The organism is Kineosporia rhizophila (genome assembly GCF_021277265.1).
Classification (GTDB): domain Bacteria; phylum Actinomycetota; class Actinomycetes; order Actinomycetales; family Kineosporiaceae; genus Kineosporia; species Kineosporia rhizophila.
Map to the genome: position 1 here is coordinate 157,025 of NZ_JAJSOH010000005.1, position 15,606 is coordinate 172,630.

General features: G+C 66.0%; 14 protein-coding genes, 1 tRNA gene and 1 pseudogene. 5 read left to right on the forward strand and 11 right to left on the reverse strand.

Going from position 1 to position 15,606, the window contains the following annotated elements:
* Positions 1-50: 50 nt before the first annotated feature.
* The 9 genes and pseudogenes from LWF15_RS10800 to LWF15_RS10835 form a co-directional block, all read right to left on the reverse strand.
* Positions 51-1,421 (reverse strand): tyrosine-type recombinase/integrase, encoded by a 1,371-nt coding sequence (locus tag LWF15_RS10800; RefSeq protein WP_232810302.1) that lies wholly within the window; start codon positions 1,419-1,421, stop codon positions 51-53.
* Positions 1,418-1,687: a helix-turn-helix transcriptional regulator gene (locus LWF15_RS38120; RefSeq protein WP_408622997.1), complete on the reverse strand. Its 270-nt coding sequence runs from the start codon at positions 1,685-1,687 to the stop codon at positions 1,418-1,420. The genes LWF15_RS10800 and LWF15_RS38120 overlap by 4 nt, the downstream gene beginning before the upstream one ends.
* Positions 1,630-3,009 carry a DUF3631 domain-containing protein gene (locus LWF15_RS37455; protein ID WP_232810303.1) on the reverse strand — a complete coding sequence of 460 codons (1,380 nt, stop codon included), beginning with the start codon at positions 3,007-3,009 and terminating at the stop codon, positions 1,630-1,632. The genes LWF15_RS38120 and LWF15_RS37455 overlap by 58 nt, the downstream gene beginning before the upstream one ends.
* The gene (locus LWF15_RS10810) at positions 3,006-3,536 is read right to left on the reverse strand and encodes a DnaB-like helicase N-terminal domain-containing protein (RefSeq protein ID WP_232810304.1); all 531 of its coding nucleotides are present in this window, start codon (positions 3,534-3,536) and stop codon (positions 3,006-3,008) included. The genes LWF15_RS37455 and LWF15_RS10810 overlap by 4 nt, the downstream gene beginning before the upstream one ends.
* 421 nt (positions 3,537-3,957) lie before the next feature.
* On the reverse strand, positions 3,958-6,240 hold the full coding sequence (locus LWF15_RS10815; protein ID WP_232810305.1) for a hypothetical protein: 2,283 nt from the start codon (positions 6,238-6,240) through the stop codon (positions 3,958-3,960).
* A 550-nt stretch (positions 6,241-6,790) separates the two neighbouring features.
* Positions 6,791-7,198: pseudogene (locus LWF15_RS38125) on the reverse strand (ABC transporter permease); the annotation flags it as partial.
* Positions 7,199-7,224: 26 nt separating this feature from the next.
* Entirely contained in the window at positions 7,225-7,611 is a 387-nt protein-coding gene (locus tag LWF15_RS10825; protein ID WP_232810307.1) for a hypothetical protein, read from the reverse strand.
* On the reverse strand, positions 7,611-7,796 hold the full coding sequence (locus LWF15_RS10830; protein ID WP_232810308.1) for a hypothetical protein: 186 nt from the start codon (positions 7,794-7,796) through the stop codon (positions 7,611-7,613). The genes LWF15_RS10825 and LWF15_RS10830 overlap by 1 nt, the downstream gene beginning before the upstream one ends.
* 86 nt (positions 7,797-7,882) lie before the next feature.
* On the reverse strand, positions 7,883-8,137 hold the full coding sequence (locus LWF15_RS10835; RefSeq protein ID WP_232810309.1) for a DUF6284 family protein: 255 nt from the start codon (positions 8,135-8,137) through the stop codon (positions 7,883-7,885).
* A gap of 146 nt (positions 8,138-8,283) precedes the next feature.
* On the opposite strand from LWF15_RS10835, the gene LWF15_RS10840 reads away from it, so the two are divergent.
* From LWF15_RS10840 to LWF15_RS10855, 4 genes are all read left to right on the forward strand, one after another.
* Positions 8,284-9,057: a GntR family transcriptional regulator gene (locus LWF15_RS10840; RefSeq protein ID WP_232810310.1), complete on the forward strand. Its 774-nt coding sequence runs from the start codon at positions 8,284-8,286 to the stop codon at positions 9,055-9,057.
* Positions 9,058-9,066: 9 nt separating this feature from the next.
* Positions 9,067-9,594: a GNAT family N-acetyltransferase gene (locus tag LWF15_RS10845; protein WP_232810311.1), complete on the forward strand. Its 528-nt coding sequence runs from the start codon at positions 9,067-9,069 to the stop codon at positions 9,592-9,594.
* Between the two features lie 484 nt (positions 9,595-10,078).
* Positions 10,079-10,825 (forward strand): hypothetical protein, encoded by a 747-nt coding sequence (locus tag LWF15_RS10850; protein ID WP_232810312.1) that lies wholly within the window; start codon positions 10,079-10,081, stop codon positions 10,823-10,825.
* 1,518 nt (positions 10,826-12,343) lie between these two features.
* Positions 12,344-12,416, forward strand: a tRNA-Lys gene (locus LWF15_RS10855).
* On the opposite strand, the gene LWF15_RS10860 is transcribed toward LWF15_RS10855, so the two are convergent.
* Both LWF15_RS10860 and LWF15_RS37460 read right to left on the reverse strand, forming a co-directional pair.
* Entirely contained in the window at positions 12,398-13,321 is a 924-nt protein-coding gene (locus LWF15_RS10860) for an AraC family transcriptional regulator (protein ID WP_232810313.1), read from the reverse strand. The two genes, LWF15_RS10855 and LWF15_RS10860, sit on opposite strands and share 19 nt — an antisense overlap.
* A 9-nt stretch (positions 13,322-13,330) precedes the next feature.
* A complete protein-coding gene (locus tag LWF15_RS37460) occupies positions 13,331-14,368 on the reverse strand; it encodes an acyl-CoA dehydrogenase family protein (RefSeq protein ID WP_232810314.1) in 1,038 nt (345 codons plus the stop codon).
* 129 nt (positions 14,369-14,497) lie between these two features.
* On the opposite strand from LWF15_RS37460, the gene LWF15_RS10870 reads away from it, so the two are divergent.
* On the forward strand, positions 14,498-15,586 hold the full coding sequence (locus LWF15_RS10870) for a winged helix DNA-binding domain-containing protein (RefSeq protein ID WP_232810315.1): 1,089 nt from the start codon (positions 14,498-14,500) through the stop codon (positions 15,584-15,586).
* The last annotated feature ends 20 nt before the right edge of the window (positions 15,587-15,606 follow it).

A 15,606-nucleotide genomic window follows, 5' to 3' on the forward strand; every position in this document is an offset into this window, starting at 1 on the left:
CGGCACTTGGCAAGTGCCGACGGCATGCACCGCCGACACCTGCCCATCCGTTAGTCGCCCAGGGACGCCAGGATCTTTCCGTTTGCAGCATCAGTTTGGCTATCCATGCAACCCGCGTAGATCCTCAGTAGGACGTCCGCGCTATGCCCCGCACGACGGGCCACTTCCGGGATCGGGACGCCCGCGTTCAACCAAAGCGTGACTCCCCCGTGCCTTAAGTCGTACGGTCGCCGCCCTAAACTGCTGGCACTCGATGTTGGAGGCAGCGCATACCTCCGCGCTTCAGCCCAGACCTTGTTGTATGCGGTCTGGGTGTAACGTCCACCGGTTGCAGTACGGAACAGCCTCCCATCCGGACCGAGACCGTAGCGCTTGATGTGAAGACTAACGAGCCGCACGAGAACCGGTGGAATAGGTACGGCACGCACGTCCTTACGCGCGCGCCACTTCAATCCCCGTACCTCATTCGGAGCGCCGTCATCTGTCCAAGCGGTCCCGGCCTCGGGTTCGGAACGGGCCAGCGTCACCAAACCCCATCCCTTATCGGGCAATGTGAAGTCATTCTGGATGACAGCAAGAGCCTCACCCGGTCGGGTAGCCGCGTAGTACAGCAGGCCGAAGAAGGCGACCAGCCTTGGGCCACGCTCACGGCCAACATAGGAGACCGCCGCAAGGCATTCGGCGAACTGCGCAGGAGACAGGACAACGCGTCGGTCTACCTCGTCCGCGACCTTTGCAACCTTCCATTGCACCGTGCCTACCGGGTTCACTGAGAGGTGCCCCAGCTCGACCGCGTGGCCGAAGAAGTTATGCAGCACAGCCCGCTTCCGACGCATCGTCGCGGCTGCGGCCGGACTCCCGTCGGTCTTTGACGCGCAGGCGTCAAGCGCAGCCCGGACGAGTGCCGGCCGCTGACTCACGTCGTCGAGCACGTCGATCGGCAGCGCGTTTCGCTCCATCCAGGCCAGAGCCTCAGCAATGTCTTCGGGCTGGTCCTGGTCGCGCTTGGGCGGGTTAAAAGCAGCGTTAATCAGAGCCTTCCGGAGTAGGTCCGTATCGGGAGGGTTGGACGCGCCGGGCTTCACCAGGACGGGGAGCACAGTCGCCAGGGCTTGAGCGGTGCCCCGCCGAGTCTTGGCCGCAGCGGTGGGCCACTTGAGCGTGGTATAGGCGAGCGCCAGGTCGTAAACGCTGACCGTCTCCCGCGTCTCCATCATCGAAGCGGGTAGCCCGGATTCGACGTCGAATCCCTCTCCCCTGCGGGTGGCTTGGATCAGGTCGGACCGGAAACTCTCGGCCAGGCCGCGAGTCTTGAACGACCGCCGCTTGAATCGGCCGGCCAATCGCCAGCGCACCGAGTACGGCTTGCCCCGGTCCTTTCGGATATCCAAGGGATAGATGTCTACGCGGTAGGTGATCACGCAGCCTCCTCAAGCGTTTTGAGCCAGGTAGCCAGGACGGAGCGGCGGACACGCAGCTCTCGGTTGGGCAGTCGGACGCATTGCGGGCCGGTGCCGAGTTCGCGCCAGCGTTGCCAGGTGCGACGCGGGACACGCAGCTCGGCCAGGACTTCGGGGACGGTCAAGAGGTCGGTTGGCTTCGGCGTCATTGGCTCTCCCATCCGTGGGCTCAGGCGCAGCTCGGGTGCGTGTGCGATCCGTCGTCGTAGCTCAGGGGTTGGCGGCATCGGATGCAGGTCGGACCAGTTTTGGGAGGGGAAGCCGTACCAGCCGTCCCAACGTCGTTTTGGCTGGTCAGACCGGGTACGGCTTCTTGGGGCGGTACGGCTTGAGCCGTACCGGGCGACTGCCCGTGATCGGGGTGAAGCCGTACCACCGAGTGCAGGCGTACCCGCTCTGAACTGGGGTTTTGAGGCTGGGACGGCTGGGACGGCTTCTCTGGGTGCCCCTCATCCGAGGTCGTTTCCGGGGTAGGCGGGCAGTACCGCGACCAGGCATCGGTGAAGTCATCGCGGCGGTAACCCTTGGCCTGGCCTTCGGTGAAGCGGTACGTGCCGGGCCGGATGTCGTACTCGGCAAGGAGCTTGCCGAGCTTCATCGCGGTCACCCCGTCGCCGCGCGGGCCGAGGGTTGCCCAAGGGGCCTCGGGGTCGGCGCACAGGCGTTGGATCAGGACGCCGGTCGGCAGGGCCGGAGCGTTGCCGAACGCGGCCTGGCAGTCGCGCAGTAGCCGGACAGACAGCGGTTCCTCACTCACGGCGTCCCGTTCGCCGGTGAGCATCACGCAAGCGGCTCGGGCACGCTCGGGCCAGTGCCCACCGGCCAGGTCGGCGATCGCCACCAGGGGTTCCCAGGTGTCAGCGGCCCGGTCCTCTACTGGCATGTCGGGCTCGGCCGCCTCCAACTCGGCCGCGTGGGAACGGATCCAGGTGTGCAGCTCACCGGCGATCCGGCGCAGGTTCGGGCCGTCCCGACGCTCCCGGTACGGGGCGACCGTCTCCCCCGGTGCGCGCCGACGCATACGGATCACGGCAGCCCGGTCCTCGATCGTGTCGGGCATGGCTCCGATGCCGGCCAACGCAGCCATTGCGAAGGTAGGGATCTTCTCGACCTGGCCCTTTGCGGCGTCGTACCGGATCGTAGGGCGGTTGCGCTGATGTCCAGCGTTCAGCAGGCCGCGCAGGTCCTCGTTCGCGCCTTGGGCGGCCGGGCCGAAGATTGTGTCCGCCTCGTCCAGCAGGATCGTCGGCGGTTCGTCCGAGCCGATCGAACGGTAAACCGCTGGGGGTGAGGCGTTCACGGTGATCAGCGGGTTCCAACAGGTGGCTTCCACGATGTCCAGTAGCCGCGACTTCCCGCAGCGCTTCTCCGGTGCGCGGATCACCAGCCGAGCAGCATGTGCCCAGCTCGGTTGGGCGTGAGTGGCAGCGATCCAAAGGACGACGGCATCGGCGGCCTGGTCGGACGGGAGGACGACATAGCGGGCCAGGATCGCCCGCAGGCGGTCCAGCAGCTCGGCGCCGGGGTTGGCGTTCGGTCGGGCGTTCACGCAGCCTCCTGGTTGCGGTTGATGGCGCGGATCTTTCGGGATTCGGCAGGGTGGGTTTGCTCGGCGATACGGGCGAGAGTGCGGCCGAGCTCGGCGACGACGGCGTTGAGCGCGTCGTGAAGCTCACCGAGAGGACCAGTAGCCAGGTGAGCCAGTAACCGAGCCTGGTCGTAGGTTTCGCGGCGCAGGCGGGTTTCCAGCACCGCGATTCGGTGAGGTCGGCATCCCTCGGGCATCGTGGCCATGGCGCTCAGGCAGTTGTGGACGACGATTCCCCAAGGCTCGGCGGCCAGGGGTCGGGTGCCGTGCTGACGTTCCAGGGTCGCGATCACCAGAGCGGGTTCCGGGACCTGGCCGTGAGCGACCAGGGTGTGAATGGCGGTCAGCACTGCGCCGTGCTGCGGGCTGTAGAAGTCGGCGGGCTCCAGGTCGTCGAGTGCGGTTCCGGCTCGGCGCGGGTGGGCCAGGGCGACGCCGAGCACCACGAGTTCGCTCGGGCTCATGCCGGGGCGGATGCGGCGGCTCATCGGCGCGGCCTCGGGTCGCCGGGCAGGGATCGCCGGTGCTCCCGGGCCAGGTACTCGTACACGCGCCGGCCGAGCCGCACTCGGCGTCCGGTTCCGGCGCAATGGCGGCAGAGTCGGTGGCCGGCCCCGAACGGGTTGCGGTGCTTGCCCGAGCCGTGGCAGCGGCGGCAACTGGCGAACGGGAACGCCGAGCAGGCCAACAGGTAGTACGTTCCGTAACCGAGGGCGGCGAGGATGGCTAGCGCGATGGGGCTGTGCACTTTCGGCCTCCACAAGCTGGTTTTGGGCGTGACGGGGTAGGCGCCGCTAGGAACTAGGGCGCAGATCAGGTGTGGGATGAGGTGCTAGCGGTGCCGCTAGGTCTAGCGGGCGGTAGTGCTAGACCTAGCGGCCTTCCGCAGCCCGTTTCAGGGCCGGGTTACTACTTGCTGGCGTCACGCTTGGTGATCGCCCTAAGGATGTCGGGGCGCTTCAGACCGCGACGGTTCGCCCCCTCTCCGGTCTCGGTATCGGTGCCCCAGACCTGGCGGGTGACGACGCCGTAGGGCTTGAGCGCTGCGGTGAGCTGTTCCTTGGTGAGTTGGGGGTAAACGTCGGGCCGCAGTTCGACCAGGCGCTCGGCCACAACCTCGGACCAGGCGTTCGGGGCGGACTCGGGCAGTACGGCGGCGATGTCGTCAAGCAAGGTGTCTCGGCGGATTGCCTCCGTGTTGAGGTTCTGGCCCAGGGCGTAGCCGGTGAGAGTGCCGGCCTTTTCTCGCATGGCCCGGGCTCTGGTGATGATCTGCTCGGCGGCCGGGCCGTCGATGTAGTGGGTACGGGTAATGGTCGGGTCGTCGCCCTCACCGGCCAGGTAACCGATGCCCCGGTCCCGGCGAGAGAACATCGTCGCGGCGATACCGGCGGCGTGCATGGAATCACCGAGCACCATGTCGTTTTCGCGCCATCCCATGACCTTGAGACAGAACCGCAGCACGGCGTTCGCCGAGATACCGGTCGGGATGCTCTTGGCATCGGGCCGCTGCGTGGCCAGGATCAGGGTGATGCCGGCCGCTGGTCCCCGCTTCACCAGGTCGGTGCAGATTTCCTCGAACTCCGCCCCGTACTGGGCGTGTTCAAACCAGACCTGGCACTCATCTACACCGCAGACGATCGGTTCCAGCCCGAGCGACTTCCGGTCGGCCAGGTCGGGCGTCACCTTGTTCTCGGGGCAGATGTCCCGGGGAAGGTCCCGGATCACTTTGGTCCGGCGCCGCAGCTCGGTTCGCAGCTCGCGCATGGCGGCCAAGCCGTAGGCGATGTCTTCGTCCTCATCTCCCGCCCGGTAGCGGTGGGCCACCGGCTCGGTGGTGGACAGGTCGCCCGTGCCCTTGAGATCGAACGCCAGCACCTTTGCCCGGGGGTCCAGGCACGCAGCCAGCAGGACCAGGCGCAGCGTGAACGTCTTACCCATCCGAGGAATCGAACCGATGATCATTGAGGCGAACATCAGGGTCAGGCTCACGACCTGGCCGCGCGGGTCGGTCCCGATGACCACGGGCTTGAACAGGTCCACGCGCCCGGACTTGAGCAGCGGCCAGGCAGCCTGCCGAGACTTGGACATGTCCCGGTCGGCGACGAACAGCACCAGCCGTCCGGGGTGGATGTCGGCGTTGACCTCGGGCCAGACGCACCCGAGCGGACGGGCCAAGGCAGCGGCCAACTCTTCCCGCTTGGCCACGACCTCGGACGCCAGGACACCGGGCGGGAGCGTTATGTCGGCCCGCCATCCGGTGCCGTTCTCCCGCACGATCGGCGCAGCGAACCAACCCCGCCCGGTGTCCCCTTCCCGGAGCGCCTTGTCGATCCCGACGATCCGCAGGCGGCCCAGGGCCTCGACCACCTGATCCGAGGTCAACGGCGTCACCGTGGTCCGGACAACGGCGGTGTCCAGCAGCGGCCGGTCAGCCGGTGCGCCGTAGATCCCGAGAGCCAGCACGGCCAGGGCCAGGGTGGTCCAGACGATCCAGGCCGGGAGGATGAGGGCCGCGATCAGGACGGCCAGGCAGAGGCCGGCCACCATCGCCGAGACCATCGAGCGCCAACGAACGCGCCGGTCGCGTTGGGCGGACAGGCGTTCGTAGGTGCGTGCTTCGTCTGGTCGAGAGACGGCGGCCCGGACGATGGACTGACGGACGGGTTCGCCCTCCATGTCGAACCACCAACGCGAGTAGACGCCGACCAGGCGGGCCGCCCCGCGCGGTGCCCGCACCGCAATCCGCGCGCCGTACTTCGGTACCCGGACACCGTGATAGGCGACCGTGTGACCGGCCAGACCAGCAGCCCAAGCCGCGTTCGATCCGAACTCAGCCCGCGACCGAACCCAAGAGGGGACGATCGGGCGACGCTCCGCGTCCCTCATTCCAGCCAGCGACCACCCGGGACGTTTCTGCGCCTCGGGACTGTCCACCAACTCAGTGCCAGGACCAGTTCCGGCCGGGACGATCGTCCCCTCGATTGCCTCATCGGTGTCCGGGTCGATGTCCGCCTCGGTGTCCGGGCTGTTGTCCGGTCGCGTGTCCGCCTGGTTGTCCGGTCGGGTGTCCGGTGCGGCGTTGCGCGCTCGGGCGGCGGCCAGGTCCACGACCTCGGCCTCCTGGCCTCGGTCGTTGTGATTGTCACGGTCGTTGTTGGGAGGTGTGCCGTACTCGGGGGTGGCGCTCATCCGTGGATTCCCCTTCCGAGGGTGTTCAGCGGTTCCCGGGGTGGCGGTCCGCCCGATTCAGGGCAGGGCGGGCCGCAGTGCGTTTGGCTCAGGCGGCCAGGTCGGTCTGTTCCTCTGCAGCGGGAGCGGTGAAGTAGCGGCGCGCGGTCCGCTCGGTGACGCCGACGCGCTGGGCGATCCGGGCGACAGTCCAGTCCGGGTGCCGCTCCCGCAGTGCGATCGCCTTCTCGGCGTTGGTTCGCGCACCGGTGCGGGGTCGGTTCCGCTTAGCCGGCCGATTGGGGACGCTCGCCTCGGCAACGCTGGTCGGCTCACCTTGGGCGGTCTCGACCAGAGCGATACGCGGTGCAGGGGCCGGCAGTGCCTCGGCCGATGCCATCGCCTCGGCGGTCCCGGCGATCACCTCGGCGGACCAGTCGGGATGGCGCTCCCGTAGCGCGTTGACCACCACGGCCCGCTCAGTCCTGGCCTCGGCGTCGTCCTGGTAGTGCTCTCCGTCCTCGACCTGGTCCGCGGCCTGGTCGGCAAAGGCAGTCACAGGAACCTCGGCGACCAGGTGTGCCAGGGCCGCGCCCATCCCGAGCACGGCAACAGGCAGGCAGGCGACCAGGGCAGTGATCGGCCAAGGCGCCCGTTCGATCCCTGCGGCAGCCATCAGGTGGTAAGCCACCTGACCAGCGGCGCCGAGGACCAGGGAACCGATGGACGAGACGCACGCGAACCGACGCGCCCGCTCGGTCACGTCGAGCGCGAGCCAGACGTACATGGCATACGCGGCGTAGGTCTCAACGCCGATGGGGAGCGTGATCGCCGTATCGATCGTGGCCTCATCCCAGATGCCCGGCAGCGGGGACACCGGACCGAACCCGGTCAGCCGTCCCAGCTCGACCCACCCGGACCAGATCGCCACGAACGCCGGAAGCGCCAGCAACAGAACCGGCCAGGCCCGGCGCGACTTGTCCTCCTGAACCTCAGTGGTGATGCTCATGCTCGGGGCTCCGTTCCCTGGTCCGGCGTGATGGTCTTGAGGTGCGCCGACACCCGGCGCATGTCGCTCAGTCCGTTGTCCAGTGCCTCGATCCGGGCGGCAGCCCGCAGGATCGCTCCGGACAGGGCCTCGACTGCGGCGGCCGTGTCGCCGTCCTCGTCGTGGCCGAGGCGTCCCGCCTTCTCCTGTGCGTATAGCCATCGCTGAATCTGCGAAAGCGACTGCGTCATGCCGTCAACCGCCGTCGAGAGGTGGCCGATCACGGCGTCCACCTCGTACGCCTCGCGGTATCCGTTGGCCTCACGCGTCGAGTGATTCAGGCTCCAGATCGCCTCGGCGGCCTGATAGGCGTACTCATCCGGACGCTTCTTGCGGGTGCCCATCAGCAGCTCACCCCCGTGTTCTTGGCCAGAAGCAGCCCATCCGGCCGGCCGGTGTCGATGCCCTGATGAACCGCCCCGTTGAAGCACCGCGACTCGACCACCCGGTAGACCGGCCGATCCGTCCGCTCCGGCTGGTCGCCGGTCACGGCCCGCAGCGTGAGCGTGGTCGGGATGGCCGTGATCACCGCCGCGAGAAGACCAGCGCCAATCCGGCGTAGGACCGGTGAGGCGTGTCGGGGCGTTGAACTGCGGATATGCGCACTGACTGAACTCACGCCGCACCGCCAAGTGGTCCACCGTTGAGCCACTCCCCCGGCTCACCCGCCATCAGGTGCCGCAGCTCGGTTGCACCAGTTACGGCCTGGTCCAGACGACGGCGACCCAGCTCCGAGTCGGCGTCATCGGTCATGGCCAACGCGATTTCGGCATCGACCACGGCGATTTCCGCTGCGATCAGAGGCCACTCGGCCTCGATCTGGCGCAGCTCGGCCCGGCTCGGCCCGTTCAGTGATCGCCAGGAATGCATCACGTTCCCCTTCCGTTGCAACTGGCTTAAGCCACTAACTGGCTTGAGCCAGTTATAGCGACACGTGCGCCCGCACGTCAACAAGTGGCTTGAGCCAGATCGCCTAGACTCCCGATCACGGGACCGAACGGAGAGGTCAGAGACCCATGAGCACGCAGCGCGAACAGCCCCCGAGTCGTCGCATCGCCGAGACTCTGCGCCGGGCCATCGCGGATGGCACCTACGAAGAGGGCGCCAAGCTGCCCTCCGAACGTGTGCTGGCCTCCACCTACGGCGCGGCCCGCAACACCGCCCGCGAGGCGATCAACATCCTGGCCACCGAGGGCCTGGTCGACGTTCGGCACGGCTCGGGCGCCTACGTGCGCAAGCAGGTCCGGATGATCCGGCTCGGCGCAGAGCGGTACAGCGAACGGACGCGTCGGGAGACGGGGCTCTCACCGTTCCGGGCCGAGGCACTCAAGCAGGGCAAGACCGTCCGGGTGGACGTGCCCGACATCAGCCGCACCGTTCCGCCGGCCATCGTGGCCGAGCGCCTGGCCGTCGATCCGCACACCGAGTCCGTGGTGCAGCGGGTCAACCACTACTACGCCGATGACGTGCCCGTTCAGATCGGGATCACCTACATCCCCTGGTCGATCGCCGAAGGCTCAGTCCTGGCCACCGACGCCAAGACCGGTACCGGAAGCATCTACGCCCGCTTCGCCGAGCTCGGCCACCAGATCACCCGCGTCCGCGAGGAAATCTCTGCCCGGATGCCCAGACCCGACGAAGCCGCGATCCTGCGCACTCCCCCCGGCGTTCCCGTCCTGGATGTCGTTCACACCGGCATCGACCAGGACGGAAAGCCTTTCGAGGTAACTAACTTCATCATGCGATCCGACCTGACCGGGCTCGACTACTCGATGGCTGTAGAGGACTGATCACGCGACATGGCAGACACCCAGACCACCTCCCGCATCCGCCCCCGCACCGCCGACGACCTTCCCGGCCTCGGCGACCTCCTAGTCCGCGTCCACGAGCTGGACGGCTACCCCGTCGAAGGCGTCGCCGACCCGATCGCCTGGCTCAAGTCCGACAACGAACTGGCCGCGCTGACCGCCGAGAAGGACGGCCAGGTCGTCGGGCACGTCATGCTCAGCTACCCCACCGAGGCCGACGCCGCAGCCACCGAGTGGTCACGCCGCGAGGATCAGCCGATGGACGCGATCGCCGTCCTCGGCCGCCTCTTCATCTCGCCCGAGGCACGCGGCGAAGCCCTCGGCGCGCGGCTCACCGACTCGGCTACCGAGATCGCCCGCAAGCTCGGACGGCGCGCCGTCCTAGACGTCATGGCCAAGGACAAAGCCGCGATCCGCACCTACGAAAAACTCGGATGGGAACGCATCGCCGAGGTCGAACACACCTTCGGAGACGGCCAGAGCACCCCGGCCTACGCGTACGTCTCCCCGCTCGAATAACCCACAGACTCCCCTGGTCGCCGTCCTCCAACGGGGGTAGGCCGGCGAGGCGCGCAGGGGAAACGCCGTCGTCCGGAACCAGGCGCCTACCTGGCTCCGGACGGCGGCCAGCAAGCAGGGCAGCCCGCACCGGCTCGCAACCAACCGGACTGCCCGACCAACCGCCCCCACCGTGCCGGTGAACACGGGGTCCCGGCACCGTGGGGGCAACCATCGTGACGCGCCGACCTCCCTCCGTCGAGTCGCGTCACGGCAAAAGGCTCCGGCCGCGTCCACAGCGCTGATGGCTTACCAGCGCCGGGCGCGGCCGGAGCTTTATGTTAGTTCCTCGACTAAAGCCGCACATACGCGAAGGGCGGCGATTCAGACGATTAATGGATAGGCTGCGCCCAAACATCAGGGCAGCGACAAAGGAAGCACATTGGGCATTATTGGCGATATAAACGGACACTGGTCACCCGACCAGTGGGAAGCTTTTGGCACGATGAGCACGATGGTGATTGCAGTCGTCGCCGCAATAATTGCCTATAGACAAGTAATACACGCCCGAGACCTACGGGAAGATCAAGCTCGACCCTTCGTCGCCGTAAGCATCGAACCAAGCCCGGTAATCCACCATTTTTTCAACATAAGAATACAAAACTATGGTAGCACCATTGCCAAAAACGTCCGCATCAGCTTCGATCCGCCGCTAGAGCGCTCAAAACAATTCCGCAACATTGACGATAAGTACATATTCAAGCATGGTCTTAGCACAATGCCACCGGGCATGATCGTTGAGTTTCTACTCGACTCAGCCATATCTCGACGCGAGGAGAAGTTACCGCTCCGATACAAGGTTACCGTCTCATTTGAGGGTCTTAAAGGGCGGCCCGAAGAGGACGTTTACGACCTCGACATGGAGATGTTTTTCGGGCTTGAGCGATTCAACGAGAAGTCCGTACACCACATGTTTAAAGAAGTAGAACGGATCCGCAAGAACTTTGATAAATGGACTCGCGGGGGGCACCTCACCGTGCATGCCAAAGATGACGACTATAGGAGATGGTCGGATGATTGGTACATAGAAAGAAGCGGACGAGTTCCGACACTAGGAAATCCGCATCCCGGGGGAGTCCCTGTGCCCACTAAGTTTGATCACTTGACTCGCAAACCATCCGCAAGGGTCCATAAGATCGAAGTCAGTACCCGACGGCGTAGCCGCCCTAGGTGGGTTCGATCAAAGGAGTAGCCGACCGTGCTGCATTCAAATATGGTTCAGTCCAAACCCGTCGCCATCACATGCGGCGGGTGATTGAGTCTGAAGATATGGATCACTAAGGGCCCCATGAGAGCAAAACCCGCTTTCCACGGAAATGAAACTCCAGGCTGCTTTGCAGTGGACGGCCACCCACATCCTTCCTCTCAGGTATAAGAAGGAGCGATCGGACCTCTGACTCTACCCACTGTCTTTCCCGCGCAAGCCTTGCCTCGCAAATCAGCCATGCCCGTCCGCTGACCCAGATGCAGGCCACGGACCAAACGAATAGAGAAACGCCAATCACTGATAGAACTGCTTTCTTGCGAACATCATCAACGTCAGATGCTGCGACCAGACAAGTAAACAAGATCATCGATGCATAAGCAATCACGAGCCAATTGAGGAGTCGCCTGACCGCTGATAAGGCGACCTGGCGAGTAGATACTGGTCGACCCAGTCCAGGCGGATTCCACGAAAGAAATCCAAACACTGGGGGGACTGTCCAGTCCCAGTCATCTGTCTTCGAAACTCGCTTTAACGCTGCCTTCTCACGTCGCGCCGACCTGCTGGGTTTCCGGCACAGTGAATCCAAGGCAGACTCATAGGCCTGGCGGTTGCTTCGGATTCGATCCTCTTGGCCTGAATCGCTTAAATGACGCAACTCCGCATATAGGCCAGCAACCGTATTTGCCCTACCCCTGGAATCAATGGAATCAAGGGCGAAAACAGCGATGAGTGCGGTCACTTGGAGCGCCAAGATCCCCGCCAGCAGCACGTTTGCCCCCGGCCCCAAATAGTCTTTTTTCCTGATATCTTCGACCAATAATGAGACACCTATATTTCCGATGACACCTACCAAGTAGGCGGCCAACGGCAACCATAGCCACGTCCTTGTTAGATCGATTCGTCTTCGTACCCGTTCAAAAGAATAAATTAGGCGATTCTTCCCCACTTCGGTGGTGTTAGCTACGATGGCGGGAAGCACGGTCAGGACAGGTATGCCATATACAAAGAATAAGACGAACGCGATGGACATAGCCCGCCCGCCCCTCCCCTGATGCCTGGTCGATCAACATCCGAAGGATACGAATTACCTTGGGAAATATCACGGACCGACCCGTGGCTCTTGCACCGTCCTCTATTACTTGCACGTTCCAAAGGACGTTAATCATGGCAAAACCGTCGGACCGATACCCTGAGCCTGTCAGAGTCTTCCTGGCGTCAGCTCGGCACTGGGGGATGGCTGCCCGGTCCTAAGCTTGATGGATCAATGCACCTACCGGGTCCGGTATGCCAAGCACCCTTTGCCCCAGGTTTGCCCCCATCTACCAATTCCTGGGCATCCTCACAGGTCAGACGCATTATCAGGCGTGGTTTCGTAATGAGCAGGTCGTCGGTTCGAGTCCGACAGGTGGCTCCGGTCCAGAACACACCACAGCGCCCTCATCCAGCACCACCGGATGAGGGCGTCGTCGTGTCCACAGCGGAAGATCCCTTACGATCCCTTCGGCCCCGGTAGCTCAATCAGGTAGAGCTCCTAGCTGCTTGCGGGTGGTTACGCGTTCAAATCGCGTCCGGGGCCGCCACCGCAGGCAACCCCAGCACCCGCTGATGCTCCTGCCGATACCGCCCCGGCGACACCCCGAACTCCCGCCGGAAAGCATTGGCGAAGGCGAACTCCGACGAGTAACCCACCTGTGATGCGATTGTGGCCAGGGGCGCCGGGGTGTCGCAGAGCAGCCGGGCGCCCCTGGTCAGGCGCTGCGCGGTCAGGTAGGCCATAGGCGAGCGGCCGGTCTCGGCGGCGAAGCGGCGGCTGAAGGCGGTGCGGGACAGGCCGGCCCGGTCGCTGAGTTGCTGCACCGTCCACGGGGACTGGGGATTCTCGTGGATGGCCCTCAGCACCTGGCCCACCTGAGCGTCGGCCACCTCGAAGTCGGCCGGTTCGGCGCTCTGTGAACGCCAGGCCCGCAGGGTGTGCACCGCGATCAGGTCGATCAGGGCGGTGCGGGTCACGCTGGTGCCGGCCTGCTCATCGGAAAGGTCCTGCAGCAGAACCGAGATCAGGGCGGACAGTTCCGGGGCCCGGGACGACGCGGCGACGATCACGTCGGGCAGGTCGCGCAGGAAGTGGTGCACCTGCCCTCGCCCCAGACGATAGGCGCCGCAGACGAATTCGACGTCGAAGCGGCCTCCGGGCGGGGCCTGCGGGCCCATCTCGAGCAGGGGCACCTCGCGCAGGGGGCGGCGTTCCCGGCTGACCGCGTGCTCGACGCCGCTCGGGACCAGCACGACGTCGCCGCGTTCCAGGAGCACGCAGCCGCCGTTCGCCGTCAGCAGCCACGCGGAGCCGGAGACCACGGCATGGAAGCCGAGGCCCTCGAAGCTATCGAACCGGGCGCCCCAGCCGGCCCCGGAGCCGCCGAACCAGCGGGCGCCGGCCTCACCCACCCGGGCCCCGGCCATTGCCGCGCTGACCTGATCCATGCCATAAGTCTACGAAGCCGCCCGATCCTCCCCGAAGCGCTCGGCCGCCAGGTAGGGGTTGAGGTGCGGGTGACGGCTGCCCACGGCCACGTCGCGCCAGAACCGCTGAAGGGCGTTGCTGGTGGCGAAGCCGCTGGTCCCGTGCAGGTCGAGCATCAGTTCCAGGGCCTGGCGGCAGTCCCGGCCGGCAGCCGACATCTCGGCGCTGATCCGGGGTCCGTCCGCCGGCGTCAGATCACCCGAGTCGACCTCGGCGGCCAGGGCGAGCAGAGCACGCTCGGCGCGCAGGGTCGTCCGGGTGGCCTCCCCCAGCCAGTGACGGGCGCCGGGTGACTCGGCCATCCGGGTATACGTCGACATGTAGGGCTTGCGGTCCGAGGCGAACATTCCGTCGATCAGGTCGAGAGCCCCACGGGTGGCCCCCACGACCGGTGCGAGGGCGGTGAGCCCGTAGAACGTGAAGTCGGCCTGGGGGCCGGGCAGGGAAACCGGGAAGACCCATTCGTCCGGCACCACAACCCCTTCGGCCACCGCGGTGTGGCTGCCCGTACCCCGCATACCCGCGACGTCCCAAGTGTGCTCGATCTTCAGGTCCGACACCGGGAGCAGGGCCAGCGAGAACCGGTCGCCGTCCATCACCCCCACTGCCGCCCACACCGAGTCCTCGCAGCCGGAAAGGCTCTTCCAGGATCCGCTCACCCGGGTCCCGTCCGGGCCCCGTTCCACCCGCCCCGACGGCACCCCGGTGCCGCAGGCCTGGGCGTGCGGGTCGGCAGCGAAGGCCGGCGGCAGATCATCACCCAGGCTCGTCACCACAAGCGTCTTGGCCACCGCCGAGGTACCCACGTTCCAGCTGGTCGACGGGCAGGCGCGCCCCAGTTCGGCCAGCCGGCGCACCGTGGTGGTGGCGTCGGCCCAGGTGCCGCCGTGCTTCACCGGCATCCGCAGGGCGAAGTCCCCGGCGTTGCGCACCGCTTCCAGGCTGGGAGCCGCCGGTCGTCCCTGCTTCTCGGTCTGCGCGGCGTTCGCGGAAAGAATCTCGATCACCTGGACGACTCAATCACCGGCTCCCGGCGGTGGTGAATACGCCGGACAACCGCGTACATACGCGTTCGTGCACCCGGCGGAACTGTTGACTGCTTGTCACCGCGAGTGAACGTCGATCAGACTCGCCCCGTGCAGATCACCGCAGCCCAGGTGCTGGCCTGGCGACTGAAACGCCAGTTCCTCAGCCCGCGCACCAGCGCGGACGTGGAGGAGGTCGTGGCCCGGCTCTGCGGGGTGCAGATGCAGGTGACCTCGGCTGCGCACACCACGATCGCCTCCCGGCAGAAGAAGCCCGACACCAGCGGGGTGGCCACCGGTCTGGAACGTGGTTCGCTGATCAAGACCTGGGCGATGCGCGGCACGCTGCACCTGTGTCGGGCCGATCGGGTGGCCGGCTGTCTCGCGCTGGTCGCCGAGGCCCGGAGCTGGACGAAACCGAGCTGGCAGAAGACCTTCGGAGCTTCTCCGGCCGACATCGACCGGCTCACCGAGGCCGTCGGCGAGATCCTGCAGGGCACCGCCCTCACCCGCGAGGAGCTGGTCACCGAACTGTTGCGGCACAAAGAGTTCAAGAAGATTGAGGACGAGTTGCGCTCCGGCTGGGGTGCTTTGCTCAAACCCCTGGCCTGGCGTGGCGCTCTGTGCCACGGCGAGACCCGGGGCAACCGGATCACCTTCACCACTCCCTCCACCGTGGTTCCCGAATGGCCCGGGCTGCCGACCGCGGAAGCCGCCGCGCCCGACGTCATCAGTAGTTATCTCAGCGCCTACGGCCCGGCGACCCCCGAGACGTTCGATGCCTGGCTCACCCGTGGGGTCTCGAAGAAACCCGCACTGCGAAGCTGGTTCGCCTCCCTGCGGGAAGAACTCACCGAGGTAGAGGTGGACGGGCAGAAGGCTCTGATCCGGTCCGAGCACGTAGACGAACTGGCCGCCACCAAACCCAGCCGCGACGTCCATCTGCTCGGCCCCTTCGACGCCTACGTGCTGGGCGCCGGAACCAAAGACGTCTGGATGCTGCCCAGCGAGCATCGCGCGTTGGTGAGTAAGGCGGCGGGCTGGATCGCCCCGGTGATTCTGTCCGGCGGGCGGATCGTGGGCACCTGGGAGCTTGAGAACGGCGACGTCAGCACCGACTTCTTCCCAGGAGAGAAGGCGCTCCCCTCGAAGGCCTGGTCGGCGGAGGTCAGAAGAGCGACACCACGGGGACCCTCCTGACCGGCACAAACCAGGAAGGG

Excerpts from the sequence above, each read along its gene's own strand:
- LWF15_RS38120 (WP_408622997.1), bottom strand. The coding sequence starts at position 1,687 with ATGCCGCCAACCCCTGAGCTACGACGACGGATCGCACACGCACCCGAG.
- LWF15_RS10810 (WP_232810304.1), bottom strand. The coding sequence starts at position 3,536 with ATGAGCCGCCGCATCCGCCCCGGCATGAGCCCGAGCGAACTCGTGGTG.
- LWF15_RS10815 (WP_232810305.1), bottom strand. The coding sequence starts at position 6,240 with ATGAGCGCCACCCCCGAGTACGGCACACCTCCCAACAACGACCGTGAC.
- LWF15_RS10825 (WP_232810307.1), bottom strand. The coding sequence starts at position 7,611 with ATGGGCACCCGCAAGAAGCGTCCGGATGAGTACGCCTATCAGGCCGCC.
- LWF15_RS10835 (WP_232810309.1), bottom strand. The coding sequence starts at position 8,137 with ATGCATTCCTGGCGATCACTGAACGGGCCGAGCCGGGCCGAGCTGCGC.
- LWF15_RS10840 (WP_232810310.1), top strand. The coding sequence starts at position 8,284 with ATGAGCACGCAGCGCGAACAGCCCCCGAGTCGTCGCATCGCCGAGACT.
- LWF15_RS10845 (WP_232810311.1), top strand. The coding sequence starts at position 9,067 with ATGGCAGACACCCAGACCACCTCCCGCATCCGCCCCCGCACCGCCGAC.
- LWF15_RS10850 (WP_232810312.1), top strand. The coding sequence starts at position 10,079 with ATGAGCACGATGGTGATTGCAGTCGTCGCCGCAATAATTGCCTATAGA.
- LWF15_RS10860 (WP_232810313.1), bottom strand. The coding sequence starts at position 13,321 with ATGGATCAGGTCAGCGCGGCAATGGCCGGGGCCCGGGTGGGTGAGGCC.